The following is a 23,915-nucleotide window of genomic DNA, read 5'->3' as shown; positions in this document are numbered from 1 at the left end:
TACCAGATTACGTAATTTACTTACTATTGATTTCTGTTTATTTCACCACTACTGTATATAAAACCATATTAAAGAGGTGAACCCATGGCATCTCTTGGCCACCCTTCCCAGCTATCTCCCTATAAAGGGCGCGGGGCGACGTATGACCCGCATAACCGTTTTGCGCCCACCCACAGCGTTGTGGAAGACGACGGCTGGTGGCGGGAGGAATCATCGACGACTATCGCCACCGAAGTGCGCGAGGAAGTGAGCAAAAGCGCGCTGTCCTGGAATAACTCACCGGATTTACCGTTTGACCGCTCGCTGAATCCGTATCGCGGCTGTGAACATGGCTGTGTTTATTGCTACGCGCGCCCTTCTCATGCCTATTGGGATTTATCACCAGGGCTGGATTTTGAAACCAAACTGATTGCCCGCAGCGGCTTGGTGGAGCGATTATCCGAAGAACTGTGCCATCCGAACTATGTCTGTCGGCCGATTAATCTCTCGGGCAATACCGATTGCTATCAGCCGTTAGAGGCTAAACACCAAACCACCCGCCGCTTGCTTGAGCTGTTACTAGAATGCCGACACCCGGTCACCATTGTGACCAAGAGCAGCTTGATACTGCGTGACTTAGAGCTTCTATCAGAAATGGCTGAGCATCGGTTGGTGCGGGTGTTTGTCAGCCTTACCAGCCTGGATGCCAATCTAAAACGCACGCTGGAGCCGCGTACGGCGTCGCCCCAGGCGCGCTTAAAGGTGATCCGCGAGCTAAATACCGCGGGTGTTCCCGTGGGCACGCTGGTCTCGCCGATTATTCCAGGGCTCACCGACCATGAAATCGAGCGTATTTTGGAAGCCGCAAGCCGAGCGGGAGCTCGCACCGCCTCCTGGATGCTGTTGCGCCTGCCCCATGAAGTCGCCCCGTTGTTCGAAGCGTGGCTGGAAGCCCACTACCCCGAGCGGGCGGCAAAGGTCATGAGCTTGATTCGTCAGTGCCGGGGTGGGAAAGATTACGACGCGCGCTTTGGTAAGCGCTTTCGCGGAGAAGGAGTGTTTGCCGAGATGATTGGCCAGCGGTTTAATCGCGCCAGCCGCCAGTGGAACATGCAGTCACGCACCGAGCAGGGCTTGAACACCCGCGACTTTCGCCCACCGCGCGCGCAGGGGGATTTATTCATTTAGACTGGCGGGCAATATTTTCACTGTGTAGAAGGATGCAAAATGTCCGCGCCGCTGAGCAAAACAAAATCGAGTTTTTACCGCCGTCTTTACGTGGCATATTTGATTGACCAGGGGGTTGCCAGCGTGCCGGCCCTGATAGAGGCCACCGGCATGCCTCGTCGCACCGCGCAAGACACCATCACCTCGCTTGCCGAGCTCGACATAGAGTGCGTTTTCGAGAAAGACAAAGGCGAGCGACACAACATTGGCCGCTATCGCATTCAAAACTGGGGCGCGATTGACCCTCAATGGGTGGCTAGCCACGCCGAACGGCTTAAGCAATTACTCGGCTATTTATAAATCAGCTATCCGCAATAAGGTCGATTTAAAAAGCCGTTTAAATCTATTGTGTAGCCCTACCTTACTTATGACCAATTCGCTCGCCCCAAGTGCGTGGCAATAGCCCGGATCAGGTGGCTGGTTCGCATCATCATCGTGGCGGCTCGGTCTTCAGCAGTGAAGCGGCGGTAGCAATGTGGCAAGGAACACGATACCTGATGGGTCAGGTGTTACACTTTGTCATTGAGACCGTCCTTTTTCTCATGATGCTACAAGTACTCGTCAATTTCTCAGCCTAACCCGAACAGAAATGGCGACAGCAAAAATGGAACTAACATGGAGACAAGAATACCTCTAAGAAAAATCATGCCTTCCGAATGCTTTTTTTCAAAAGTGGCAGCCGTCCAGATAATGTTGATCACCAACGTTGGCATCAGTCCAATAAGTATAAAGGGGAAAATCAACATTCCCGCCCAGGATCCTGAACGAGAAGAATCGTTATAAAGCCATAAAATGATAAGCAGATGCGGCAATACCGGTAGAATGATACCAAGAAAGCAATTCCATATTACTCCCGATTTCCTTTCGACCGAATAATTTAGGTCGCTTTCTTTCTGACTATGGTTATCGTCGCTCATGCGCTACTCTTTCACTTTTTAAGTAGTTTTAGTTAGCAATCGCTTGCAATATTAGATCATGCAATATAAGAAAGTCAAAATACACACAGTTATTTAAAATAATTTTTAAGCATTAAAAAAACAATAAATATCAATGGTCTATTCAAAAACGACAACTAAAGTAAGCACTTGATTATTTCGTTTAGCTAATTTCCTCCGGCTCGGCCCATGCCAGCCGCGCGGCATTGAGCGTAACGCTTAGCGAACTTGCCGCCATGGCGAGTACCGCCACCAACGGTGGTATGGCCATAATCAACACTAGACCCAGCGCCAGCGTATTATAGAACGCTGAAAAGAACAGATTCTGAACCATGATCCGCCGCGTGCGTTTGGCAATACTTAGCAGCTTCGCTACGCCACCAATACCTGTGGTCATTAGCTGAGCAGAAGCTCCCTCTCGGGCTGCCTCGCTGGCGCTGAGTGGTGCAATACCGACATCTGCCGCGGCCAAGCTCAAGGTATCGTTTAAGCCGTCACCCACATACAGCGTTGGTGATGGCAACCCCTGCAATAATCGCGCTTTGGCTTCAGGCGAGCACTGCGCGTAGCAAGTTTCACGCGTAAGCCCTACCTGTTGACCTAGCCAACTAACCGCGCCCTGCCGATCGCCGCTGATCATGGCCACCACATAGCCTGACGCTAGCAGGCGTTTCACGCTAGGTTCAGCATCTTGCACAGGTTGGTCGGTTAAATAAAACGTCGCTAACCAGCCCGCCTCATCGGCTATCATCACTTGGGAAGCAAAAGCCATAGTGGCGGTTTCTGCTTGGGCAGGAAGCTTTATGTGTTGGCTGGCAAACCACCGAGCACTGCCTACCGTTAACCACTTACCGCTACTGAGTTGCACATGCCGCCCTTCACCAGGTGACTCTTTTACTTCAATAGTCTGTTGATCGTACTGTCCACGTTGGCTGTCTGACCAGCGCGCTAACGCCTGTGCCAATGGGTGTTCGCTTCCACTCACCGCGGCGCTAAGCTTCTTCTTCAAGGTAAGCTCATCAACGTCATCTCGTGCCTGCCAGTGCAGCACCGCATGGCTGCCGGTCGTCAATGTACCGGTTTTATCCAATGCTACCGAGCGAATCCGCGCCAAGGTTTCAAGCGCCACGGGGTCACGCAGCGCGATGCCTTGCTGCATGGCTTGGCCACTACCCGCAAGGCTTGCTAGCGGCACCGCAAGACCGACCGCGCAGGGGCATGCCACGACCAACACCGAAAGTGCCCGCGCGAACGCCTCTTCCCAGCCCAACCCCAGTAAAAGCGCTCCAGGCAGCGTAAGCATTGCGAGCAACAGCGCTAGCGGGCTTAGCCAGGCAGCAAAGCGGTCGGCGAGCTTCTGTAGTTCGCCTTTTCTCGCTTGATAGCGCCGCATCTCGTCACCCAGTCGATCCAATCGGCGCTTGCCCACTCGAGCACTTACCCGCATCACAATAGGGGTTGTGCCAAGGTAGCGGCAGCCAGCGTATACCGTTTGCCCTGCACTGAAGTGGCGCGGCAAACTTTCACCGGTGAGCGAAGCCGTATCTATCCAACCTGATGTTTCAAGGGTGCCATCCAGTGCTACTAGCTCGCCCGGCGATAGTTCAATACGCATTTCCGTGGACACGTCACCAACGGGTAGCGATTTCCAGGTTTCATCTTGCCAAACCCTTATGTTCACGTCGGGCAGTGCCAGCGCATCCAACGCTTTTAGTCCCCGGTGCCGACAAAGGGTTTCCACCAGCCGCCCGGTTAATAGAAGCACGACCAGCATCACCGCCGTATCGAAATACACCTCAACAGAGCCGCGCCATAAAAGCCATATCGAGACGATCACTGCGCTAAACACGCCAAGGCTGACGAGCACATCCATGCCGGGACGTTTGGCGAGCACCGTACGCCACCCCGCGCGATAAAAAGGCACGCCGGCAAACAACACAACGGGCAGTGAAAAGGCCCCCGCTATCCATGCCACCACCACTTCAACTCGCTCACTAGGCAAGGCACCGGCATAAATCAACACTGAGGCGAGCATGGTCCACATGCCAAACAGCGAGCCGACCATGAGCCTGAGGGTAAGATGGCGGCTCTCCTGTTCCAATCGCACGTGCGCATCCACCACCGGCTCCAGAGATTTGAGGCGGTAGCCTAAGCGTTTTACTTGTGGGGCGAGTGCTGAAAGCTGGGTCGCGGCAGGCGTGCCGATAATGCAAAGCGTGGCGCTTGGGTAATGCACGCTAACGTCGTGTACACCGTCAAGCTGTTTGAGGAAGCCTTCTACCGCCTGAGCACAACTGGTGCACCACATACCTTGAAGGGTATAGAGATGTTCGTCCTCTTGAGCCGCACCACTCACAAGCATGGCGGTATACCTACAATCGGCATCGCCGTAAAAACAACGCCCAAGGCAGAGAAAAGATAGAGCCCGGCGGAAACCACAGCATTAAAGCGCAAGCGCCCCTGATGGTGCTGGGCGATGCGGCAGCACCCCAAGGCGAGTACCGCCAAGAAACCAACTGCCATCAAACTAACGACCAGCAGCATAGCGTTAACTAACGTAAAAACGCCCTGCTCTGGGTCAGGAGGCATGGCAGCGCAGGCCACCGCATGCCCCCCGTAAACAGTCACAAACCAAGCGCTCCATAGCGTTAAGCCGATAATGAAATGTATCGGATGGGTTAAATGCAGACGCTTCATCGTGGTTGTCATCGGGCTTAGCCCCCTATCACACGTGGCAACACGGCAAGCGCGCCCACGATGACCCAGAAGGTCACCACGTTATAACGCCACCACTGCGCGACCACCATAGGCTCGAAAGGAACATGAGCCCCTACATAACCATACCCCACACGTAACCCCTGAAGCAGCGTAAGAACGGCACCCAAGCCACCGTGCAGCAACACATAAACCAGCCCCACCATTACCACCGCATCGTGGGTGGTCTCAGTAACCGCGAGATCTGCCGCTAGCAGTACCCATAGCGTGAGCGTTACCTGCAAAGCTCCCAGGGCGCTAATGCAATACATACCGACTGCCAGCCCTACATCGCGCTGCTGACGTAAACCACGTACATGCTTTTCCAGTAACCCAGCACCAACAGTCAGCGCCAATCCGGCAACGATTAACCACACCAATGAGAGCGGCGATGACTCAGGCATTCGCCATTCAGGTGATACCGTCCACAGGTAAAACCAGCCAAATAGATAGGCAAGGAAGAACGAGCCATTAGCGAGCAACGTCACCGACATGGCCCACAGCCCTGGGCCGTCCATGGTGCGCGAATGTAGCGGTGGGTCACCACGGTTAACCTTCGCATCTGGCGCCGCTTTAGGGTGCGCCCCGTTCTCCCACGACCAACGCAGCAGAAATACCCCGGCCACCACCACCGCGAAACCCGCCAATGGATAGAACTTTGTCAGCAAGCTTAAACACACCACGGCCAGCGCCATCGCAGCGAATAAGGGCCACCAAGAATTACCTGGCAGGTGGACGGTTTCTCGCACCTTACCCGTCAGAGGGTCGCTACCCCACATTTCGCGCCGGCCATGGCTAGCCACTGCCAACCCATGCTTACCCTCCATCATAGTGCGTGGCAAATCAGGATCATCCCATAGCGGATGGCGCGTATCGACGTTGGGCAGGCTGACAAAGTTATAGGCGCTCGGCGGCATAGTATTGGCCCACTCCAAGGTATCGGCATTCCATGGGTTATGTTTTGCAGGTTTGCCAAAACGGAAGTGCAGCGCAATATCCAACAGCACCATGGCAATACCGACAGACAAAATGAAGCCACCCACTGACGATATAAGATTGAAAACATCCCAACCCATACCCGTATCATAAGCATAAACCCGGCGCGGCATGCCCTTTAGGCCGGTCCAGTGCATAATCAAAAAGGTGGTATTAAAACCGATAAAAGTGAGCCAAAACCCCCATTTGCCGAGTGCTTCAGACGGCATGCGACCAGAAAACAGGGGTAGCCAGTAGTACAGGCCAGCAATCAGCGGAAAGAACATCCCCCCGACCAAAACGTAGTGCATGTGCGCCACCACAAAGTGGGTATCGTGTACCTGCCAGTTAAACGGTACTAGCGCCAGCATCACGCCGGTTAAACCACCGCAAACAAAAATCACCAGGAACCCTACAATCCAAAGCATCGGCAGCTTCATTTTGGGCTTACCCAGCCACAGCGTAGCCAACCACACAAACACCTGAATCGCTGTGGGTACTGCGACCAACATACTGGCTGCAGAAAAGAACGCTTGAGCCAACTGAGGGATGCCTACCGTGAACATGTGGTGAACCCACAGCCCAAAACTAATAAAGCCGGTGACGAGAATGGCAAAGACCACCCAGCCGTAGCCGACAATAGGACGACCGGCAAAGACCGGAATTAGCGTGGAGACAATACCCGCCGCAGGTAGGAAAATAATGTAAACCTCAGGGTGACCAAATAGCCAAAAAAGGTGCTGCCAAAGAATCGGGTCACCCCCCCCGGCGACATCGAAAAACGGCATTCCTACTGCACGCTCAAGCTCTAAAAGAATACTGCCAAGGATCAAGGGTGGAAAACCGACGACAATCATCAGCGCCATGGCGAGGATGTACCACGCAAATAGCGGCATTTTATGCAACGCCATTCCTTGGGTCCGCGTGCGTAGAATCGAAACCACAAGCTCGACCCCCGCAGAAAGCGCCGAGATTTCTACAAAGGTGATGCCTAATAGCCAGAAATCTGAGCCCAAACCAGGTGAATACTCACTGCTACTCAGTGGCGTATACATAAACCAGCCGCTATCAGGCGCCATTTCCAGCACCAAACTAAACGTTACAATGATGCCGCCAAACAAATAGCACCAGTAGCCGAGTGAGGTTAGCCGTGGACAAACCAGGTCACGTGCACCGATCATCTTAGGGATCATATAAATCGCTAACCCTTCAAGTACCGGGATAGCAAACAGGAACATCATCACCGTGCCATGCATGGTGGTAACTTGGTTATAAATATCCGGCGTCATGAAACCCTGGCCAGGTAGCGACAACTGAGCGCGCACTAGCATGGCCAACATGCCACCGAACAAAAAGAACACCATTCCGGTAACCATAAACCGCAGGCCGAGGGTGGTGTGGTTGACGATAGTCAGCGCTTTCAAACCACGCGGATTGCCCCATATTTCATGCAAATCATTGTGCAAGCCCTGCGGGTCTTCAGGTACATCCCCTGGCGGAGTAACGTCTCGGTTGATAGGCGTCATGGGGTTAGCGTCTCCAGCCAATCACCCAGGTTTTCCAAGGTGTCCGTTTCAATATCATCCTGAGGTGGCATTTTATTTCCCGGCTTTAGGCGTTGATGATGCTGTAGCCAGTGGGCCACCGCGCCTTCTTCCATGGGCATAACGCCAGCCCCCAAGTTAGTTCGACTGCCCAGGTCAGAAAGATCAGGCCCTTCTCCAGCGTTTGAGAGCCCCGCCACCCGGTGGCAGCTGGCGCAATGGGTCGTAAAAGCCTCCCTGGCAGATTCATGCGATTGGCCATTTGCCGCTAACGATGTCAATTCATCCGTTTGACGAGCCGCCAACCACGCTTCGTATTCTTCGCGTTCAACGGCTTCTACATGAAGATGCATGTGAGCGTGGCCTACGCCACAAAGCTCGGCGCACTGAGCACCAAATACCGCTGGTTCATCTGCTTGCAAGCGGATTTTATTAACGCGCCCAGGGATCATATCGATTTTGCCGCCCAGCCGTGGAACCCAGAAGGCGTGTATCACATCGGCACCGGTGACGTGAAAATCAACTGGCTCACCCGCTGGCATGATCAGTTGGTTAGAGGTCACCACCTCGCCTCCTTCCGCCCCGGGATAGCGCACCTCCCACCACCATTGATGACCCATCACCTCAATCACTTCCGGTGGATCGCTCAATGGCTGCGTTAACATTCGCTGCCCAGTTGGGACCCCAAAGGTTAACAGCGCGGTAATACTGGCTACCGGCAGTATAATCCCGCCGCCAATGATCCAGCATCGCGCTATACGGCGCTCCTGAGCAGGCGTGCGTATTGTCTCTTTGCGTTTGAAAGCATAAAGCCAAAAGCTGGTGACCGTGATCAATACAGCGGTGCCAAAACCCAGCATCACCCACCAGACCAGCGCCACATCTCGCGCTGCCTGGCCTGCAGGGTCTAGAATAGAGTTATCGCCAGCGCAACCGACCAACAGCATCCCCATCAATGCTGCTAACGGTGTGGTAAGCCGGTTGACCCGCTGCGGGATTAAGCGTTGGATACTTAGCGTTACCCCTTGAATTGCTTTTCGTGCACAAAGGAAGTGACTATGGCAAAAACTCGCCAACGCTCGATCACTAGCCGCGCGGCTATCGCCGGGCACCCACTGCATCCCGTGATGATTCATTTTCCCGTTGCAGCATTGTTGGGTCTGGTCGCCAGCGACATTGGCTTTTTGCTGAGCGGCGATCCCTTTTGGTTGCGCGCCAGTTTGTGGCTGGCGGGCGTGGGCGCTTTTGGTGGCTGGATAGCCAGTACGGCAGGTATTATTGACTTGGTCACCGTGCCGCGTATTCGCCGCCTGATTACCGGCTGGAGCCATGCCATTGTAGCGGTAGTAATGCTTTCGCTGGCGTCGCTGAACTGGCTGTTGCGCTTTAACGACCTCAACGCGGTTTGGCCGTGGGGGCTGGCCATATCGCTGATCACCGCTGGTTTGATCGCCGTGGCGGGTCTTCTGGGTGGGCAACTGGTGTATGAACACGCGGTGGGGGTCGACGTTGAGGATTAGCGCCATGGTGTTAGCTCCAATCCATCGGTTTGGCTAACACAAATGCTAGCACGCTTAGAATACCCGCCAATGCCACGCACAGCGCGGACCAGTTGGCGGGCTTTACCCAGCGATAATGCCCCCTTTCAAGACGCAGTATTAACCAGCCAAAACAGCCGTGGGCGGCGACCATGGCCACCACCGAGCCCAGTTTTAAGACTAACCATCCCCCCAGTAAACCGTTAACCAGAAATAATAGCGTTCCAGAGGCGATAGCCACTAGCGCGGCCGGGGTCGCAATCGAGTTATAAAAGAATCGGGGCATAGGCGGCGTGCCCTTAGCAAACCCCGAGCCCTTGGGTAGCTGCAGGGCTTGACTAAGCAAGGCAGGTAGATAAAGCAGCGAGCCGCACCAAATCACTAGCGCGGCAATATGAAGCAGTTTAAGCCAGGGCATCAAAGCTTCCTTGCATTACTTAAGTCAGGAGCAATAGTTTCCTAAACTTAGTCAAGCAAACGTACCTTGGCTAACCATTTTAAATTACTTGTACTTCATACCCCGTAAATTTACGCAGATTAATCACCCCTGTATCCAACATTAAATACTGGCCTTTGATGCCCTGTAGTATGCCGCTTACCTCGGGCTGCTTATCAAAATTGTGTGAGACGATTTTGCTGGGAAAGGTCGCGACCGGATATTGGAATGCATAATGCTGCGCGTCCAACTCGCGAATGGCATCGGCTCCGTGCTCGCTTTTCAGTTGCCCAAGGCCACTGGCCGTTGCGGCCATGAGACGATCACGTTCGGCTTTTAGATCAAGTTCCACCACGTCGCCTTTGAGCATGGCCCGCCAGTTGGTCCGGTCGCCTACGTGGTCCTTGAAAAGCATCTCGACAAAGCCTGCCTGCTGGCGAGTATCGACTTCCAGAATTGGCAATGCCTGTATAGCGCCCTGGTCCAGCCATCGCGTTGGCATCTGTGTTTTACGCGTAATGCCCACTTTCAAACCCGACGAGTTAGCCAAGTAAACGATATGCGGTTGAAAGCAATGCTGCTGGGCCCACTCGGGTTCACGGCAGGTGCCCTGAAAGTAATGGCAAGTCTCAGGTTTGACGATGCAGGTATCACACTGGGCCAGTCGCTTAAAACAGGGGTAACAATAACCTTGGGCAAAGCTCTTTTTGGTCGCCCGACCGCAATGGGTGCAGGCAATAGCGCCACTCCAGCGCAGCACTAGCGGTGACCCAATCCGCTCATTCAGATCAATGTGATATTCGCCCGCACGCAGCTGGTAGCTGACAGGCCGAGCCTGTGATGAGCCAGGTGCTACCGCCATTTTGCGTAGGCAACCCTGTGCTAGCGCATCAGTCACGCGAAGCATCCTTGGCAAGGCCTGCCATCTCTGGCGAGACACCCTGCCCCGTGGCGCCTGCGCCGCAGGTGCGCTGTTCCAGGTAACCGACACGGTTGGCTTCGGGCACGTTGTTCTCCACCTCAAAGCGCATCACGGCTTCCAAACACAGCTCGGTTTGCTCGGCAGTGAGGTAGCGGCCATCTGGCCACTTGCGCAACTCCACCGCTTGTTTAAGGCTCTGGTAAATGGCCGGGGTCATCTGGTTGATCATTTTGTCGAAGGTCATATCACTCATGCCAAACTCCTCAGTTAAGACCGTAAACGCCGCGCGCTATAATACCAGCCCGTTAGCAGACCGACGATCAATCCGCCAAGATGTGCCTCGTTGGCAACGTTGCCAAAGCCTACCAAACCAGCCATATCGGTCATGGTAAACACCATCCAGCCCAGCATGAACACAACCAGCATTTGCGGGACAAAAAAACCGCTTCGCGGCACCCGGCGCGACATTAGCCAAACGTGCCCCAGCAAGGCATAAACCACCCCCGACATACCGCCAAACAGTACCGTGCCTGTAGCGTACTGGGCCAGGTTCGCCAACACGCCCGCCACTACCAACAGCAAGAGCAGCGTACGTCCACCTTGCAAGGCTTCGACCTGACGGCCGAAATACCATACCCACATCAGGTTGAAGATCAGATGCATCCAGCCAAAATGCAGAAATGCTGGCGAAAGCAGGCGCCATATCTGGAAGCTAGAGAGTGTATCCGAGAGCGAACCGTAAGCTAGCTCACCGTTGGCAATACCAATCGGCACGATGGTAAGGGCCACGATAAACAGGTCACCAAAAACCCCTATCAGCGCAAAGACGACCAAACTCACCGCCACCATGGCCACGGTGACCGGTAGACGCTTGAGGATTGATAGCAGCGCGGGGGAACGTTCCGTTGAAGCCTGCTCAGCTAACTCAAGAGGTTCGCCCTGCTGCCAACGGGCAACCAGCGCAAGCAGCGCTTCACGTTGACCTGGATCGGCGACCCAAAGCACCTGGGCATTGTCTTCAGCGGTTATGCGGTGCCCAATGCGATAACGCCAAAGCGCTTTGCGTAATGCCTGAGTATCCGCGTTGGGGGGTAAACGCATCACTGGGTGCATAGGCTTCCTTCGTAATAATAGCGTAGGCCTCGCGGCCAACTTGATAGAGCACGTCTTAGCATGCCTACGCGGTGGCTATCATTTCCACCAAAAAAAACCGGCGGAGGGGGCCGCCGGGTAAATAGCAAGGGATCATTCAAGGGAACACCTATTCAGACGGGCGGCGATAGGGTTAGTTCATATGTTTTGCAAAAATTATGTAACGTAATGTATCTAATAATAATTCAAGTTAATCATCGTCATCCACTACCGTATTTAAAACGCTCTGCTCTTCTCTATCTACTTGAATCCAAGCGAAATGATCGGCATTTAACTTTTCTTCGCCTTGCCAACGATAGGCAACCAATCGGCCATACTTCACGGCGCTGTAATCTAAACAGGCAATATTCGCAGTAGGAAGCGCGGGGATGCCCTCACACCAATAGTGTCCAATGAATAACGGCGGCTCGTCTGGGCCGTAATAACTCAGCGTGCTGCGCTCTTCTTGAGTCAGCGGTCGCTGCTCTAAATCACCGGGTAAGTTATCGGGCTGGAAAGCGACATCCCCCCAGCATTGTGGCGACGCCGCCCAAAAATGCGTGCGGAAGCTACGCCGCGTAAATCCGTCTCCCGAGTGAATCGCGATGTTGTCTGGCAGCGGGAGATGGCTGCCCCGCGTCAAGCGATCCAAAATGCGAAACGCCTGGGTCGAAGGATCGGTAGATGCCACAAGAAAGGCATCATCCAGGCAGCCGTCCGGGTGATCCCGTTTAAAGTTGGCGATCAATTGGTTGTCCCAGCAGGCGTGCACCACCCGCATGCCATCCTGCTCAATGAACAGCGGGATCGTTTTGAACCACGCAAGCGTATCTTCCCATTCGTTGGTGTGGTCGCGGTACTGCGCCAGCGTGTCTTGAATAATGCGGTTGTGGCGCGGCGTATGCTCGCGTAGCCAGCGTTTATGGCTACCTGGAGGCGCGGGGTGGGTATACGCCAGCGCATTGTATTCATGATTGCCCATGACGATCTGGGCTTCGCCCGCCTCGACCATACGTCGAGCGATAGTCACGGCCAACCGGATGCGCGGTCCACGATCAATGAGGTCCCCTAAGAAGATAACCCGCCGACGCGGGTGGCGATATACTCCGCTGCGTTGGCGATAACCAAGCTTTTCGAGCAGCGCCGCAAGCGTTGCCCCGCAGCCATGCACATCCCCAATCAGGTCGTAGCCTTCAAACCCCGGCTTGGCGGCGATTTGGTTGACCATACTCAGTCTCCCAACCGATTGCTCCAGCCAAGCTTACTGCGCAGCACCTCATAAAAATTGTGCCCAATGGGATGCACCAACTGAACTCGTTCTGGCTTCCGGGTAATCACCACTACGTCATCTGGCTTGGCGACCGACCGCGTTTGCCCATCGCAGCTTACATGGGGATAAGATTGATTGGTCTCGCCGATGTGCAGGCGAATTTCGCTAGCCGCATCAATCACGATGGGCCGGCTTGAGAGGGTGTGGGGAAACATCGGCACCAAGGTAACCACATCCAGCTTGGGATGCATGATTGGCCCGCCGCCGGATAACGCGTAGGCCGTCGAGCCCGTGGGGGTAGCAATAATCAAACCATCACTACGCTGGCTGTAGACGAACTGTCCGTCGATGAACAGCTCAAATTCAATCATACGCACCGCTTTGCCAGGGTGAACAACAACTTCATTGAGCGCCTCGCCAGAGCCCACCATCACGCCATTGCGGTAAAGCGCCATGTCTAGCAGGAACCGCTCTTCCAACTCGAACTCACCGGCCAGCACTTCACCAACGCGGGTTTCCAGTTCGGCCGGTGAGATGTCGGTCAAAAAGCCCAACCGCCCTCGATTGACGCCTAAAATCAGCGTACCGCTATGGCAAAGCGTTCGGGCCGCGCCCAGCAGACTGCCATCGCCGCCGACCACAATCACCAGGTCACACATCTCACCCAGAGCACGGCGACTGGCCTCGGGCTGACCATGGTGCGGGATCACCGTTGCTGTACGATCCTCGACCAGTACGCGGTAGCGATGCTCAACCAGGTAATTGACTAAGCGCTGCAGCGAGTCGATGACTTTATCGCTGCCCAGTCGGCCAATTAACCCGATGGTGTTAAATGGCCGACCCGACTCCTTTGGTATATTCGATGGCACAGCAGCTTCCTGAACATGATGGGTCATGGGCCGACTCGGATAAGATCAGCCCCCATTATGGCGAGGGGAAGCAGCGCGGGCAAATGGCCTTAGGCAGGGTGCACCCGCTGGCGTTGCCGCCACCAGTGATTCAGCCATAAAGAAGCGGCCAAAATACCCGCCCCGAGTAGTAACCGAGACATGTCAGCCTCGCGGTTCCAGATCAATAGATTGACGGCTAGCCCTGCGGGAATCAACGCGTTATTCATAACCGCCAAGCTACCCGCGTCTACCCGGGTGGCCCCTTGATTCCAGGCAAAGTAACCCACGCCTGACGCCACTAGGCCTAGCCAGGCCAATACGCTCCACTGCACGCCCGTGGTGGGTAAAGCAGCGCCATTGCCAAACAGCAAGAAGGCCGGTAGCGCAATCACCATGGCACCGATAAAAAACCAGCCAAACACATTATGCCAGGGTAAATCGGCGGGCAACTCAGCGGCCAGGCGCCGGTAACCAACCTGGCCAATGGCAAAGCACAGATTAGCTCCTTGAACGACCAAAAAACCCATCCAAAAACCACCATCAACCCCGTCGTAGCGAATAACCGCCGCGCCAATCACCGCCAGGACAGCGCTTAACAGATAGATCGGTGTGAAACGACCAAACATCAGGTCGTCAAGCAGTGCGATATAGATAGGCGTAAAAATGGTAAACAGCAGAACTTCAGGCACCGACAACAATAGGAACGACTGATAAAAGAACGTGTACATAATGCCCAGCTGAATGGCGCCCAACGCCATAAGCGCCAAACGTTGCTTACCCTTCAAAAGACGCGGCCGTAAGAACGGTAAAAAAACCAAGGCGGCAAGCCCTACCCGGAGTAGTACTGCAAAATAGCTGTCGACCTGACCCGCCAAGTAAACGCCTATCAGTGAAAAAGAAAACGCCCACAGTACGGTGACACCGACGAGATACGCCATGGTAAACCCCAGCTTTTATAAAAGTTGACGCGAATTATACGTACCGTATCGCCGTTGCCAATGACCTTTAAGCAAAAAACTGTGGGATCGCCAGAGGGGCAACGTTTAAAAGCTGGTCTTAAATCTCTCGACGCAACCAGGCCAGCGCGTACACAACCCCCGGCACCCATACACACAGTGTCAGTAACGTTGCGATGGACACGCGCCGCCCTCCCCCTTCCGTCAAGGCCACTGCTAACGGTGGTAATAGCACGGCCAGCGCAAAATAAGCGGCTTTAACCGATCCAGGCAGCGCCTTGGCCGGGGGAGGCTGAATGCTGGGTTCGTTGCCACCGGTGTTTTCAGGGGTAAAAAATTCAACGCTGTTATCGCCAGACGGCACTGTTTCTGCTTTGACCTGATCGTTCGCTGTCGCTTTGCGATGGGCGTCCTTGTCGATTTTTTGCGCCAAGGTATCAGCATCGTGTGCCAAATCATCGTGATAGCGCTCCCATTCTTCCCAGTCATGGGGCGTACCCGACTTAGGCCGTTTTTGCCCAGCCCCGCGCGCGCGCTCCCAGGCTTTTTCTTCCAGCGTGTTGGGACGGTCGGCATCTCGATCTAACGGTACGCCTTTGCGGTTCAAATATTCACGTGCGTCCATATTCTCTCCTCCTTACGCTACGCCACTCGGCCATTCGTCCTATTCAATATGACAATTGCGGCGTCCGCTGTTCTTTAACAAGCGCTTTTATAGCGTTGAATTATACAGTTGGATGATCATCGCATCTGCACGTGAATCACCTAGAGTAAATAGTGCGACGGCTAGTTAAACAATCGTCACGCTCACGCTTAAGGAGAGTCACTATGCCAAAACCTACGCCTCACACCGTGCGCGATATCATGTCCCGCGATTGCTACCGTGTCTCACCCGAGATGTCGATTACCACGTTGGCCCAGGGGCTTGCGTTGCACCGTTTGCCGGGTGCGCCAGTAGTCGATCGTCACGACAATTTAATCGGATTTATCTCAGAGCAGGATGTATTGGGCCGGGTTCTCGACAGCATTTATCATGACGATGAGGCGCCCTTGGTCAGAGAGATGATGCGCAATGAAGTGCTCAGCGTTACCCCGGCAAAAAGTATTACCGATTTAGCCCAAGAGATGCTTGGGGCGAAACCCAAAATCTACCCAGTGGTCGAACAACGACGCCTAGTGGGAATTGTCACACGACGAGATATCCTTGTCGCGCTACTGACCATTCGCCGCCACTAAACCAACTATCGTGGCGATGTGCTAGGCGGTTCAACGTCGTCACGTCATAAAATCGAGGCAAAAAAAACCGCTACTCATGGAGCAGCGGAAGCAAGGGATCAAAACAATAAGCTAAGCAACACCATTAACGACTGCTATCGCTGCATTGCTTGTACACTCTATGACACGCTGTGCTGGAAAAGTTCGAAAATAAGTAAAATTTTCGTTTAGAAAGGTCTGAACGGTATACTTAACGCCCGGTGATTTGTCGCTCAACCCCAAGGGAGCTCTGCATGGCACTTTATCTTTTGGTCTTTGGGGTGTGTTTCGTGGTGATTGGCAGTGTCGTCGCTGTATTGATGACCTCGCGCACGCCCAGATACCGCACTGAACCGAAAGATCTGCTAGCGCTGTTTGACAAAGCGCTGGCCAGCCAGGTTAGCGAAACGGAATGGAACGCACTAATCGGTTACCCAATCCGACATAGCGACTATTTAGAAGGGGTGCGGCGACGGGCATCCCATTTAATGGAAGAACATGGCAGACGTTGGCAGCTGGCTCAAGGCAAACCCTTGCTCAACGACGAGGGGCAAGCAGAGCTACAAGCCTTACGCGATCACTTAGCCGCCCATACCGCACTCCATGCACATTAACGCAGGTGGCGACGGAGGTTCCTATGCCCAGTACAATTCGTCGAATTCCTTTGGAAAGCGCTACGCGCCACCATTCCCATGATTTTCATCAGATCGTTATTACCCTGTGTGGTGCCTCGGAGTTTGAGATCGAGGGATTAGGCGGCCGGGTCAACGCATTTTCGGGCTGTATTGTGCCCGCCAATCATGAGCACTACTATTCAGGCAGCGGCTATAACCGACAGCTGATTTTGGATTTACCCGAAGATGCCCCCGCGCTAACCGGTGAGCAGCGCGAGCTGGTGGCACTGTTCGATGCACCTCGCTTTTTTGCCCTGGATGACTCGCTACGCCATTACCTTGCGTTCATGGAAAGTGAACTGGGCCAAACCGCCTCTCCCACTATTACACCTTTCCAACACGACCGTCTGGCGGCCACGTTTTTAGGCGCGCTTAAGGCGCGTTTAGGTAATGATCCCAGCCCCCCCTCGCGCCGCCTTAACATGCGACACCTTGACCGCTTCATTCAGCAACATATGGCCGATGACCTGCGCGTCGCCGATCTTGCCAAACTGGTGTGCTTAAGCGAAGCGCATTTTTCGGAACGGTTTCGTCAACAGACAGGCCTCTCGCCCTGGCAATACGTCAAGCGCCAACGGTTGCATGCTGCCCACCAGCTTGTGGTGCAAAGCCATTTATCGCTGACCGACATAGCGCTGCAAACCGGCTTTGCCAACCAAAGTGCGTTGTCACATGCGTTTCGCCGTGGCTATGGTCTCTCTCCCCGCCAGCTTCGCCAAACCCATTCGTCCTTCGGCTCGTTAAAAGGACGCGCCTCTGGGACGCTGGCAGAGCCTGCCAAACTCAACTAAAGTCGTAAAAACAGTGAACTTGCCACGAATTTGACACGTTTTCCCGCGAAAACGGCATACACCGACGGCTAGTGCGCTCTACATTCGAGCGTTATCTCAGGCTTTACGTCCTGTTACCCATCTGTTCCGACTTTGGGGGCTTCGATGCTCAACGCCAAGACACTGCGTGACCCGGCCATCTGGCAAACCGACCTCGCTACCTTAATGGATCGTATCAGCGACCATTACGTGGTGGATGAAGAAAGCTTTGTTGGCGAATTGATGACTCTGCTCGACGTTGACCGCGACGACTTTACCCGAATCGAAGCCAACACTGCTGCGCTCGTCCGCGACGTACGTAAAATGGATACGGCGGTTGATACGATTGATGAGTTACTGCAGCAATACAGTTTGGATACCCATGAAGGCCTGATGCTCATGTGCCTGGCGGAAGCCATGCTGCGTATTCCCGATAAAGCCACCGCTGATGCGCTGATTGAGGACAAGCTTGGCCCTGCCGACTGGCAGTCGCATATTGGTAAAAGCGAATCCTGGATGGTCAATGCCTCCACCTGGGGCTTATTAATGACCGGCCGTGTCCTCAATATGGATCATCCTCGGGAAGGACAGCCAGCCAACTTCATCAACCGCATGGTTAATCGTATGGGCGAACCCGTTATTCGCCGTGCGATGTACGAAGCCATGAAGATCATGGGCAAGCAGTTTGTCCTGGGGCGCGACATTGACGAAGCCCTAAAACGTTCGAAACCATTGTTTAATAAAGGCTATACGTATTCCTACGATATGCTGGGCGAAGCTGCCCGCACACGGGATGATGCCCAGCGCTACTTTGACGATTACGCCCGCGCGATTGCGCAAGTGGGCAAAACATGTAAAAGCCTAGGCGACAAAACCCCGGCCCCATCGGTCTCGATTAAGCTTTCAGCGCTTCACCCTCGCTATGAATTCGGCCGCCGTGAGCAGATTTTAGTCGAGCTTGTCGATAGCGTAATAAAGCTGGTCTCTAAAGCTCGCGAGCTAAACGTGGCTGTTACCATCGACGCCGAAGAGATCGACCGTCTAGAACTGTCACTTGAAGTATTTCGCGCGGTATATGAAAGCGACGCCGTCAAAGGCTGGGGCCACTTTGGTCTAGTGGTTCAGGCATACTCCAAGCGCGCGCTACCGGTGCTGCATTACATTAACCGACTTGCTGAGCAGCAAGGGGACGAAATTCCGTTGCGTTTGGTGAAAGGCGCCTACTGGGATACAGAAATCAAAGAATCCCAGCAGTTGGGTGTGGAAGGCTACCCGGTTTTTACCCGCAAGGCGGCCACCGATGTGGCTTACCTGGCCTGCGCCCAGTTCTTGCTATCCAATGACACCGCAGGGCGTATTTTCCCACAGTTTGCCACTCACAATGCGCATACCATCACCACCATCTTGGAGTTGGCGCATCGCACCAGTCGCCCATTTGAATTCCAGCGCCTACATGGCATGGGTGAAGCGCTTTACGAGGCTGCTCTTGAGCGCGCTCCCAAAGGGACCTACTGCCGCATTTATGCACCGGTGGGGGCCCATAAAGACTTGTTACCTTATCTAGTACGTCGCTTGCTTGAGAATGGCGCTAACTCCTCGTTCGTACACCAACTGGTCGACCCCGACGTGCCGGTTGAATCCCTCTGCCAACATCCGGTAGATACGCTTCGCCAGCAACCGTCGTTAGTCAACCCGCTTATCCCCCTGCCTAAAGATATCTACGGCCCAAAACGGCTTAACTCTCGTGGCGTTAATTTGAATATTCGCAGTCACTATTATCCGCTCATGGAGGAAATGGCTACCTTCATGGACAAACAGTACCCGACCAAACCGCTGCTGGCGTTTGACGTCGGCGATGACGCCGCCAACACGCATAAGGTCACATCGCCCTATGATCGCCGCCAAACCGTAGGCAGCGTGCAATGGACCAGTAAAGAGCAAGCCGCCAAGGCAGTGGACGCCGCCTGGAATGCCTTTCCCCGTTGGGACGCCACACCGGTTGTCGAACGCGCCGCCATTATCCGGCGGCTGGGCGACTTGATGGAAGAACACATGCCGGAACTTATGACGCTGTGTTCCCGGGAAGGCGGCAAACTGCTGACCGACGGTGTTGATGAAATCAAGGAAGCCGTGGACTTTTGCCGCTACTACGCCATGCGTGCAGAAGAATCGTTTGGCGAGCCAATCGAATTACCCGGCCCGACGGGAGAATCTAATCAGTTATTGATGGGGGGCAAGGGTGTGTTTGCGGCGATTAGCCCCTGGAACTTCCCGGTGGCTATTTTCTGCGGTCAGGTTGTGGCCGCCGCGGTAGCGGGCAACACCGTACTGGCCAAGCCCGCCGAACAAACCTCCATTGTGGCCCACCGTGTCATCGAGTTACTGCATGAAGCCGGCATGCCCCGCGACGTGGTGCAGCTACTACCAGGTGATGGCCCAACAGTAGGCAGCGTGCTGACGTCTGACCCACGGATTACCGGCGTGGTATTCACCGGCGGGACGGATACTGCACAGATCATCAACCGTGCCCTGGCAGCGCGGGAGAACGCACCACTGCCGACCTTGATCGCTGAAACCGGCGGAATGAATGCCATGATCGTCGACTCGACCGCCCTGCCCGAGCAAGTCGTGGTAGACGTGATTCAGTCGGCATTCCAGAGTGCGGGGCAGCGTTGCTCGGCGCTACGCGTTTTATATTTGCAGGACGATGTGGCCGATCGAGTTATCGAGATTCTTAAAGGGGCAATGAGCGAACTGCATATTGGCGACCCTCGAGACCTTGGTACCGATGTCGGGCCGGTCATCGACGAAGACGCCCGCAAAGGTTTGCTTGAGCACATCGAAAAACTCAAGGCTGAGAACCGCCTTGTGGCGGAAACGCCGATGGCGTCTGAGCATACCCGCAATGGCACCTTTGTGGCCCCCGCTGCCTTCGTCATCGACAGCATCGACTCACTCACCCGCGAACAGTTTGGCCCAATCCTACACATCGTGCGTTACAAGGCCAGTGAACTCGACCAAGTCATTAACCACATCAACGGACGGGGATATGGCCTGACGTTTGGGGTACATAGCCGCAATGAATCCTTTGCCGCTGAAATAGCTCAGAAAATGCGAGTCGGCAACGTTTACATCAACCGCAATATCATCGGTGCTGTGGTGGGTGTACAACCCTTTGGTGGCCAAGGGCTGTCAGGCACGGGCCCGAAAGCCGGTGGGCCGAATTACCTACAGCGTTTTGTTACCGAAAAAACCATTACCAATAACACCGCTGCCCTAGGGGGCAATGCGTCGCTATTGGCACTGGGCGATGAGTAAGCCGCTCGTCACACTAATAAACTGAACGTCTTAAAAGGAAGCGTCTCATGGGGAAAAATAACAAAGGGATCGCCGGTTATGTTCTCGATATAGAGAAGCTACGTACAACCGTTCCAACAACCTCACTGAGGACATCGCGGCCAGACGACCTAGGGGCCCCTCACGTGAATACGAATGGGGTTTAAAAAAACAAAACTGCACCGCTGCCAACGCCTTGTTGGCAAGCGCACCAACCTGTCGGCACTACGCCCGACTTAATAACTAAGAAACAGGAGACGTTTTTATGGCCATCGGTGTTTGGATAAGTCTCATTGCGTACTTTGCGCTAATGATCGCCATCGGTATTTACGCGATGCGCAAAGCCACTTCTTCATCTGAAGATTATATGCTCGGGGGCCGAACCCTCAGCCCAAAAGTGGCGGCTCTATCGGCCGGCGCATCGGACATGAGTGGCTGGTTGCTGCTGGGTTTGCCTGGGGCGTTGTTCGCTTCAGGTTTGGGCTCGGCCTGGATCGGGATTGGTTTGCTTGTGGGGGCGTTATTCAACTGGATTCTGGTCGCTCCGCGCCTACGTGAACAAACCGTTCACTATGGCAACGCGATTACCATTCCGGCGTTCCTGGCAAACCGGTTCCCGACACGGGCGCTTTCCCTGCGCACAGTGTCTGCCATCGTGATCGTCGTCTTCTTTGCGGTCTATACCGCATCGGGACTGGTGGCTGGCGGCAAGCTGTTTGAAAGCGCGTTCTCTGGCGTTTTCAACGTCGGTGATATGAGCAACTATGCCATGGGGGTCATTATTACACTGGGCGTGGTGCTTATTTATACCGTGGTTGGCGGCTTCCTTGCGGTGAGCATGACCGACTTCGTGCAAGGCTGCATCATGATGCTGGCGCTGATCATCATGCCTGCGGTGGTGCTATTCGGCGAAGGTGGGGGCGGTTTCGGCCAGGCAACACAAACCTTAAATGAAGCCGACCCCACGCTACTGTCCTGGACGTCCGGATTGACCTTTATCGGGTGGCTGTCGGCGGTGACCTGGGGGCTTGGCTATTTCGGCCAGCCGCACATCATTGTGCGCTTCATGGCCATCCGGACACTCAAGGATGTACCGATTGCCCGTAACATTGGCATGGGCTGGATGCTTATCTCGCTGATTGGCGCTGTTTCTTTGGGCATTTTCGGTCGGGCCTATGCGCTCCGTAACGGCATGGATGTCGAGGATCCGGAAACCATCTTTATTGTCCTGGCAGATCTACTGTTCCATCCGCTGATCACCGGTTTCCTCTATGCAGCGCTGCTTGCTGCGATCATGAGCACCGTTTCCAGCCAGCTTCTAGTGGCATCTTCATCGTTGACTGAAGACTTCTATCGTCTGTTCCTGAATAAGAAGGCATCTGAGCAACAAAGTGTCGCCGTAGGCCGTGTCTGCGTGGTACTAGTCGGCATTGTTGCCGCTTTCATTGCATCTGATGAAGACTCTCAGGTTCTGGGTCTAGTTAGCAACGCCTGGGCAGGCTTCGGTGCAGCATTCGGGCCGCTGATTATCCTGTCGCTGATGTGGTCGCGCACGAACGGCGCCGGTGCCATCGCAGGCATGGTGGTGGGTGCCGCCACCGTTATGATCTGGATTGCATTGGGCTGGAACGCTGAATTCATGGGTGGCCCTGGCGTGTACGAGATCATTCCTGGCTTCATCGCTTCGTTTATCGCCATTTTGGCAGTAAGCAGCGCTACTGCCGATGCCGGTGAATATCAGCATATCGATCGCTAGACGAGTGCGAACCGCGCACTCAACCTAGCCAATAGGTTGATCATGAGGCCTTCCCGTGTCAGGTACACCGTCACGGGAAGGCCTCATTCACTTCAGTGACGCCATTAGCTTACATCACACGGTAAAACTCTTGGTGATATCTAAAGCCCTTCAGCGCGACTCTGGTCTGCCTCAATAACTGCTTAAAAGTCTACCCATGAGCGATACCGAATCACTCTAAGCACAGTTGTCTAATAACTCTTGCCATAGATCAATAATCCACTCGCAGCGTCTCGATAAACTGTTTGCACCGTTAAGCAGCCAATGAATGGCCGCCCGCCTTGCAATCAGGAGTGACTCCATGCGCAACATCAAACCTCGTCACATTGTCGCAATCAGCCTATCGACCGCCACACTTACCTTCAGCGGCGCCAGCTTTGCTTATGGGGAAGGCGATTTTTTCACCCGCCTTGGCATCGCCAAGGTTGCCCCCACCAGCGATAATGGCGAGCTGCTAGGCGGCGCTGATGTACACGTAGACTCGGAAAGCGGGCCCGCCTTTACGCTGGGCTACCGCTTTCACGACACCTTAGGTGTCGAGCTGCTAGCTGCCCTGCCCTTTAAGCACGACTTACAGGTCGATGGCGTTACAGACGGGTCGACCAAGCACCTTCCGCCTACGCTGACCTTCCAATATTACCCATTAGGCGGCAGCAATGCCCGCGTTCAGCCCTACCTGGGAGTTGGCGTCAATTACACACATTTCTCTGACGAAAAGACCGATATCGGAGCTTCGCTGTCCTTGGAGGATTCATGGGGAGTTGCAGGCCAAGTGGGCGTTGACTTGCTGATTGATGATCACTGGGCGTTGAACGCAGCCGCCTGGTACATCGATATCGACAGCGATGCCACCATCAACGGAGAGTCAGCCGGTAGCGTAGACATTGATCCCGTGGTGGTAATGGGAGGCATCAGCTATCGTTTTTAAATAGGCAGACAGACAGTACATCTAACGGCCATCGCCCTCTGATAAGTGGTCAGGGGCGATTTCATTAGTTATCGGTAACCAGCTGATCAATGCGCTCAACGGCCCTAACCACCAACAAATAATCGCTGGCTCGTACGTTCTCCTGCTTAAGATGCGCCGCTATAGCCGGCGCCACATCACATTTGGCCGGCATTGGCCCACCTGCTTCAGCTAACGTGTTTAACCGAGCAATAAACACAAAACGCAGCCATTGGAGCAGCGACATCGTATCGATACAGAACGGCTGCTGGCTGGAAAAGGCCGCAGCCTCTGGTGCCGGCATGCGCCATAGATTGGCGGCTTTTAAGGTAGCTTCAAGCTCAAGAAGCGCAGTGTGAAGCTGTTGATGGACGCTCATAAACCACCTAAGTTAAATCTGTCGTATGGGTTAAATATATTATCCCAACTCTGTCCCCGAGTTGCCACTCACCCACCGACGGCCCCCGTTATTCACAGACTCACAGAAAACTTGCAAGAGACTGTGGATAAGCTATGGAAATGTGTCGCATCCGCGGTTCTCATG

General features: G+C 54.3%; 23 protein-coding genes and 1 pseudogene. 9 read left to right on the top strand and 15 right to left on the bottom strand.

All coding sequences use genetic code 11. The features are described 5' to 3' along the window. Nucleotides 1–84: 84 nt before the first annotated feature. Both CPH17_RS00930 and CPH17_RS00925 read left to right on the top strand, forming a co-directional pair. Entirely contained in the window at nt 85–1,167 is a 1,083-nt protein-coding gene (locus CPH17_RS00930; RefSeq protein WP_096297863.1) for a PA0069 family radical SAM protein, read from the top strand. Nucleotides 1,168–1,206: 39 nt separating this feature from the next. Further along, nucleotides 1,207–1,506 (top strand): winged helix-turn-helix domain-containing protein, encoded by a 300-nt coding sequence (locus CPH17_RS00925; RefSeq protein WP_096297861.1) that lies wholly within the window; start codon nt 1,207–1,209, stop codon nt 1,504–1,506. A gap of 77 nt (nt 1,507–1,583) precedes the next feature. Here the strand turns inward: CPH17_RS00925 and CPH17_RS20460 are convergent. The 6 genes and pseudogenes from CPH17_RS20460 to coxB form a co-directional block, all read right to left on the bottom strand. Next, nucleotides 1,584–1,688, bottom strand: a pseudogene (locus CPH17_RS20460) (IS30 family transposase); the annotation flags it as partial. Between the two features lie 87 nt (nt 1,689–1,775). Further along, nucleotides 1,776–2,123, bottom strand: coding sequence for a hypothetical protein (locus CPH17_RS00915; protein WP_096297859.1), 348 nt, complete (start codon nt 2,121–2,123; stop codon nt 1,776–1,778). A 181-nt stretch (nt 2,124–2,304) separates the two neighbouring features. Continuing rightward, on the bottom strand, nt 2,305–4,503 hold the full coding sequence (locus CPH17_RS00910) for a heavy metal translocating P-type ATPase (protein WP_172898681.1): 2,199 nt from the start codon (nt 4,501–4,503) through the stop codon (nt 2,305–2,307). Next, nucleotides 4,494–4,850, bottom strand: coding sequence for a hypothetical protein (locus CPH17_RS00905; protein WP_096297857.1), 357 nt, complete (start codon nt 4,848–4,850; stop codon nt 4,494–4,496). The genes CPH17_RS00910 and CPH17_RS00905 overlap by 10 nt, the downstream gene beginning before the upstream one ends. Before the next feature lie 5 nt (nt 4,851–4,855). Continuing rightward, on the bottom strand, nt 4,856–7,396 hold the full coding sequence (ctaD, locus tag CPH17_RS00900) for a cytochrome c oxidase subunit I (protein WP_096297855.1): 2,541 nt from the start codon (nt 7,394–7,396) through the stop codon (nt 4,856–4,858). Continuing rightward, on the bottom strand, nt 7,393–8,367 hold the full coding sequence (coxB, locus tag CPH17_RS00895; protein WP_231898056.1) for a cytochrome c oxidase subunit II: 975 nt from the start codon (nt 8,365–8,367) through the stop codon (nt 7,393–7,395). Before coxB ends, ctaD begins: the two co-directional genes overlap by 4 nt. A gap of 105 nt (nt 8,368–8,472) precedes the next feature. Here coxB and CPH17_RS00890 point away from each other — a divergent pair, with 105 nt between their 5' ends. Beyond that, nucleotides 8,473–8,934, top strand: a complete 462-nt coding sequence (locus CPH17_RS00890) for a DUF2231 domain-containing protein (protein ID WP_074396001.1) — start codon at nt 8,473–8,475, stop codon at nt 8,932–8,934. A 10-nt stretch (nt 8,935–8,944) separates the two neighbouring features. Here CPH17_RS00890 and CPH17_RS00885 read toward each other — a convergent pair whose 3' ends face one another. From CPH17_RS00885 to CPH17_RS00850, 8 genes are all read right to left on the bottom strand, one after another. After that, nucleotides 8,945–9,370 carry a CopD family protein gene (locus tag CPH17_RS00885; RefSeq protein WP_074396000.1) on the bottom strand — a complete coding sequence of 142 codons (426 nt, stop codon included), beginning with the start codon at nt 9,368–9,370 and terminating at the stop codon, nt 8,945–8,947. Nucleotides 9,371–9,449: 79 nt separating this feature from the next. Next, nucleotides 9,450–10,295: a DUF2797 domain-containing protein gene (locus tag CPH17_RS00880; RefSeq protein WP_096297851.1), complete on the bottom strand. Its 846-nt coding sequence runs from the start codon at nt 10,293–10,295 to the stop codon at nt 9,450–9,452. Continuing rightward, nucleotides 10,279–10,563 (bottom strand): YeaC family protein, encoded by a 285-nt coding sequence (locus tag CPH17_RS00875; protein WP_074395998.1) that lies wholly within the window; start codon nt 10,561–10,563, stop codon nt 10,279–10,281. Before CPH17_RS00875 ends, CPH17_RS00880 begins: the two co-directional genes overlap by 17 nt. 14 nt (nt 10,564–10,577) lie before the next feature. Next, a complete protein-coding gene (locus CPH17_RS00870; protein WP_096297849.1) occupies nt 10,578–11,423 on the bottom strand; it encodes a rhomboid family intramembrane serine protease in 846 nt (281 codons plus the stop codon). Nucleotides 11,424–11,652: 229 nt separating this feature from the next. Beyond that, nucleotides 11,653–12,669 (bottom strand): metallophosphoesterase, encoded by a 1,017-nt coding sequence (locus CPH17_RS00865; protein ID WP_096297847.1) that lies wholly within the window; start codon nt 12,667–12,669, stop codon nt 11,653–11,655. Nucleotides 12,670–12,671: 2 nt separating this feature from the next. Continuing rightward, the gene (locus CPH17_RS00860; protein WP_074395995.1) at nt 12,672–13,607 is read right to left on the bottom strand and encodes an NAD(+) kinase; all 936 of its coding nucleotides are present in this window, start codon (nt 13,605–13,607) and stop codon (nt 12,672–12,674) included. Between the two features lie 62 nt (nt 13,608–13,669). Further along, nucleotides 13,670–14,539 carry a carboxylate/amino acid/amine transporter gene (locus CPH17_RS00855; RefSeq protein ID WP_096297845.1) on the bottom strand — a complete coding sequence of 290 codons (870 nt, stop codon included), beginning with the start codon at nt 14,537–14,539 and terminating at the stop codon, nt 13,670–13,672. A 118-nt stretch (nt 14,540–14,657) separates the two neighbouring features. Beyond that, nucleotides 14,658–15,182: a YqaE/Pmp3 family membrane protein gene (locus CPH17_RS00850; protein ID WP_074395993.1), complete on the bottom strand. Its 525-nt coding sequence runs from the start codon at nt 15,180–15,182 to the stop codon at nt 14,658–14,660. A 203-nt stretch (nt 15,183–15,385) separates the two neighbouring features. On the opposite strand from CPH17_RS00850, the gene CPH17_RS00845 reads away from it, so the two are divergent. From CPH17_RS00845 to CPH17_RS00820, 6 genes are all read left to right on the top strand, one after another. Then, entirely contained in the window at nt 15,386–15,793 is a 408-nt protein-coding gene (locus CPH17_RS00845; protein WP_074395992.1) for a CBS domain-containing protein, read from the top strand. Between the two features lie 272 nt (nt 15,794–16,065). Continuing rightward, nucleotides 16,066–16,425 (top strand): hypothetical protein, encoded by a 360-nt coding sequence (locus CPH17_RS00840; protein WP_074395991.1) that lies wholly within the window; start codon nt 16,066–16,068, stop codon nt 16,423–16,425. A 23-nt stretch (nt 16,426–16,448) separates the two neighbouring features. Further along, nucleotides 16,449–17,276, top strand: coding sequence for an AraC family transcriptional regulator (locus CPH17_RS00835; protein ID WP_074395990.1), 828 nt, complete (start codon nt 16,449–16,451; stop codon nt 17,274–17,276). A 144-nt stretch (nt 17,277–17,420) separates the two neighbouring features. After that, complete coding sequence (gene putA, locus CPH17_RS00830) at nt 17,421–20,612, top strand: bifunctional proline dehydrogenase/L-glutamate gamma-semialdehyde dehydrogenase PutA (RefSeq protein WP_074395989.1); 3,192 nt, start codon at nt 17,421–17,423, stop codon at nt 20,610–20,612. A 283-nt stretch (nt 20,613–20,895) separates the two neighbouring features. Then, nucleotides 20,896–22,386 (top strand): sodium/proline symporter PutP, encoded by a 1,491-nt coding sequence (gene putP, locus CPH17_RS00825; RefSeq protein WP_074395988.1) that lies wholly within the window; start codon nt 20,896–20,898, stop codon nt 22,384–22,386. Between the two features lie 340 nt (nt 22,387–22,726). Further along, nucleotides 22,727–23,353 carry an OmpW/AlkL family protein gene (locus CPH17_RS00820; RefSeq protein ID WP_074395987.1) on the top strand — a complete coding sequence of 209 codons (627 nt, stop codon included), beginning with the start codon at nt 22,727–22,729 and terminating at the stop codon, nt 23,351–23,353. 64 nt (nt 23,354–23,417) lie between these two features. Here the strand turns inward: CPH17_RS00820 and CPH17_RS00815 are convergent, their stop codons facing one another. Then, on the bottom strand, nt 23,418–23,750 hold the full coding sequence (locus CPH17_RS00815; protein ID WP_074395986.1) for a YqcC family protein: 333 nt from the start codon (nt 23,748–23,750) through the stop codon (nt 23,418–23,420). Between the last annotated feature and the right edge of the window lie 165 nt (nt 23,751–23,915).

The sequence above is a fragment of the Halomonas sp. hl-4 genome, assembly GCF_900215475.1.
GTDB lineage: Bacteria > Pseudomonadota > Gammaproteobacteria > Pseudomonadales > Halomonadaceae > Vreelandella.
Note: the sequence above shows the minus strand (reverse complement) of the source record. Positions and strands in the feature narration are given on the sequence as shown.

Excerpts from the sequence above, each read along its gene's own strand:
- putA (WP_074395989.1), top strand. The coding sequence starts at position 17,421 with ATGCTCAACGCCAAGACACTGCGTGACCCGGCCATCTGGCAAACCGAC.
- CPH17_RS00865 (WP_096297847.1), bottom strand. The coding sequence starts at position 12,669 with ATGGTCAACCAAATCGCCGCCAAGCCGGGGTTTGAAGGCTACGACCTG.
- CPH17_RS00885 (WP_074396000.1), bottom strand. The coding sequence starts at position 9,370 with ATGCCCTGGCTTAAACTGCTTCATATTGCCGCGCTAGTGATTTGGTGC.
- CPH17_RS00840 (WP_074395991.1), top strand. The coding sequence starts at position 16,066 with ATGGCACTTTATCTTTTGGTCTTTGGGGTGTGTTTCGTGGTGATTGGC.
- CPH17_RS00855 (WP_096297845.1), bottom strand. The coding sequence starts at position 14,539 with ATGGCGTATCTCGTCGGTGTCACCGTACTGTGGGCGTTTTCTTTTTCA.
- CPH17_RS00835 (WP_074395990.1), top strand. The coding sequence starts at position 16,449 with ATGCCCAGTACAATTCGTCGAATTCCTTTGGAAAGCGCTACGCGCCAC.
- CPH17_RS00860 (WP_074395995.1), bottom strand. The coding sequence starts at position 13,607 with ATGACCCATCATGTTCAGGAAGCTGCTGTGCCATCGAATATACCAAAG.
- CPH17_RS00880 (WP_096297851.1), bottom strand. The coding sequence starts at position 10,295 with ATGCTTCGCGTGACTGATGCGCTAGCACAGGGTTGCCTACGCAAAATG.
- CPH17_RS00875 (WP_074395998.1), bottom strand. The coding sequence starts at position 10,563 with ATGAGTGATATGACCTTCGACAAAATGATCAACCAGATGACCCCGGCC.
- CPH17_RS00890 (WP_074396001.1), top strand. The coding sequence starts at position 8,473 with ATGGCAAAAACTCGCCAACGCTCGATCACTAGCCGCGCGGCTATCGCC.
- coxB (WP_231898056.1), bottom strand. The coding sequence starts at position 8,367 with ATGGGGATGCTGTTGGTCGGTTGCGCTGGCGATAACTCTATTCTAGAC.
- CPH17_RS00905 (WP_096297857.1), bottom strand. The coding sequence starts at position 4,850 with ATGACAACCACGATGAAGCGTCTGCATTTAACCCATCCGATACATTTC.
- CPH17_RS00930 (WP_096297863.1), top strand. The coding sequence starts at position 85 with ATGGCATCTCTTGGCCACCCTTCCCAGCTATCTCCCTATAAAGGGCGC.
- CPH17_RS00850 (WP_074395993.1), bottom strand. The coding sequence starts at position 15,182 with ATGGACGCACGTGAATATTTGAACCGCAAAGGCGTACCGTTAGATCGA.
- CPH17_RS00870 (WP_096297849.1), bottom strand. The coding sequence starts at position 11,423 with ATGCACCCAGTGATGCGTTTACCCCCCAACGCGGATACTCAGGCATTA.
- CPH17_RS00910 (WP_172898681.1), bottom strand. The coding sequence starts at position 4,503 with ATGCTTGTGAGTGGTGCGGCTCAAGAGGACGAACATCTCTATACCCTT.
- CPH17_RS00845 (WP_074395992.1), top strand. The coding sequence starts at position 15,386 with ATGCCAAAACCTACGCCTCACACCGTGCGCGATATCATGTCCCGCGAT.
- CPH17_RS00915 (WP_096297859.1), bottom strand. The coding sequence starts at position 2,123 with ATGAGCGACGATAACCATAGTCAGAAAGAAAGCGACCTAAATTATTCG.
- CPH17_RS00820 (WP_074395987.1), top strand. The coding sequence starts at position 22,727 with ATGCGCAACATCAAACCTCGTCACATTGTCGCAATCAGCCTATCGACC.
- putP (WP_074395988.1), top strand. The coding sequence starts at position 20,896 with ATGGCCATCGGTGTTTGGATAAGTCTCATTGCGTACTTTGCGCTAATG.
- CPH17_RS00815 (WP_074395986.1), bottom strand. The coding sequence starts at position 23,750 with ATGAGCGTCCATCAACAGCTTCACACTGCGCTTCTTGAGCTTGAAGCT.
- CPH17_RS00925 (WP_096297861.1), top strand. The coding sequence starts at position 1,207 with ATGTCCGCGCCGCTGAGCAAAACAAAATCGAGTTTTTACCGCCGTCTT.
- ctaD (WP_096297855.1), bottom strand. The coding sequence starts at position 7,396 with ATGACGCCTATCAACCGAGACGTTACTCCGCCAGGGGATGTACCTGAA.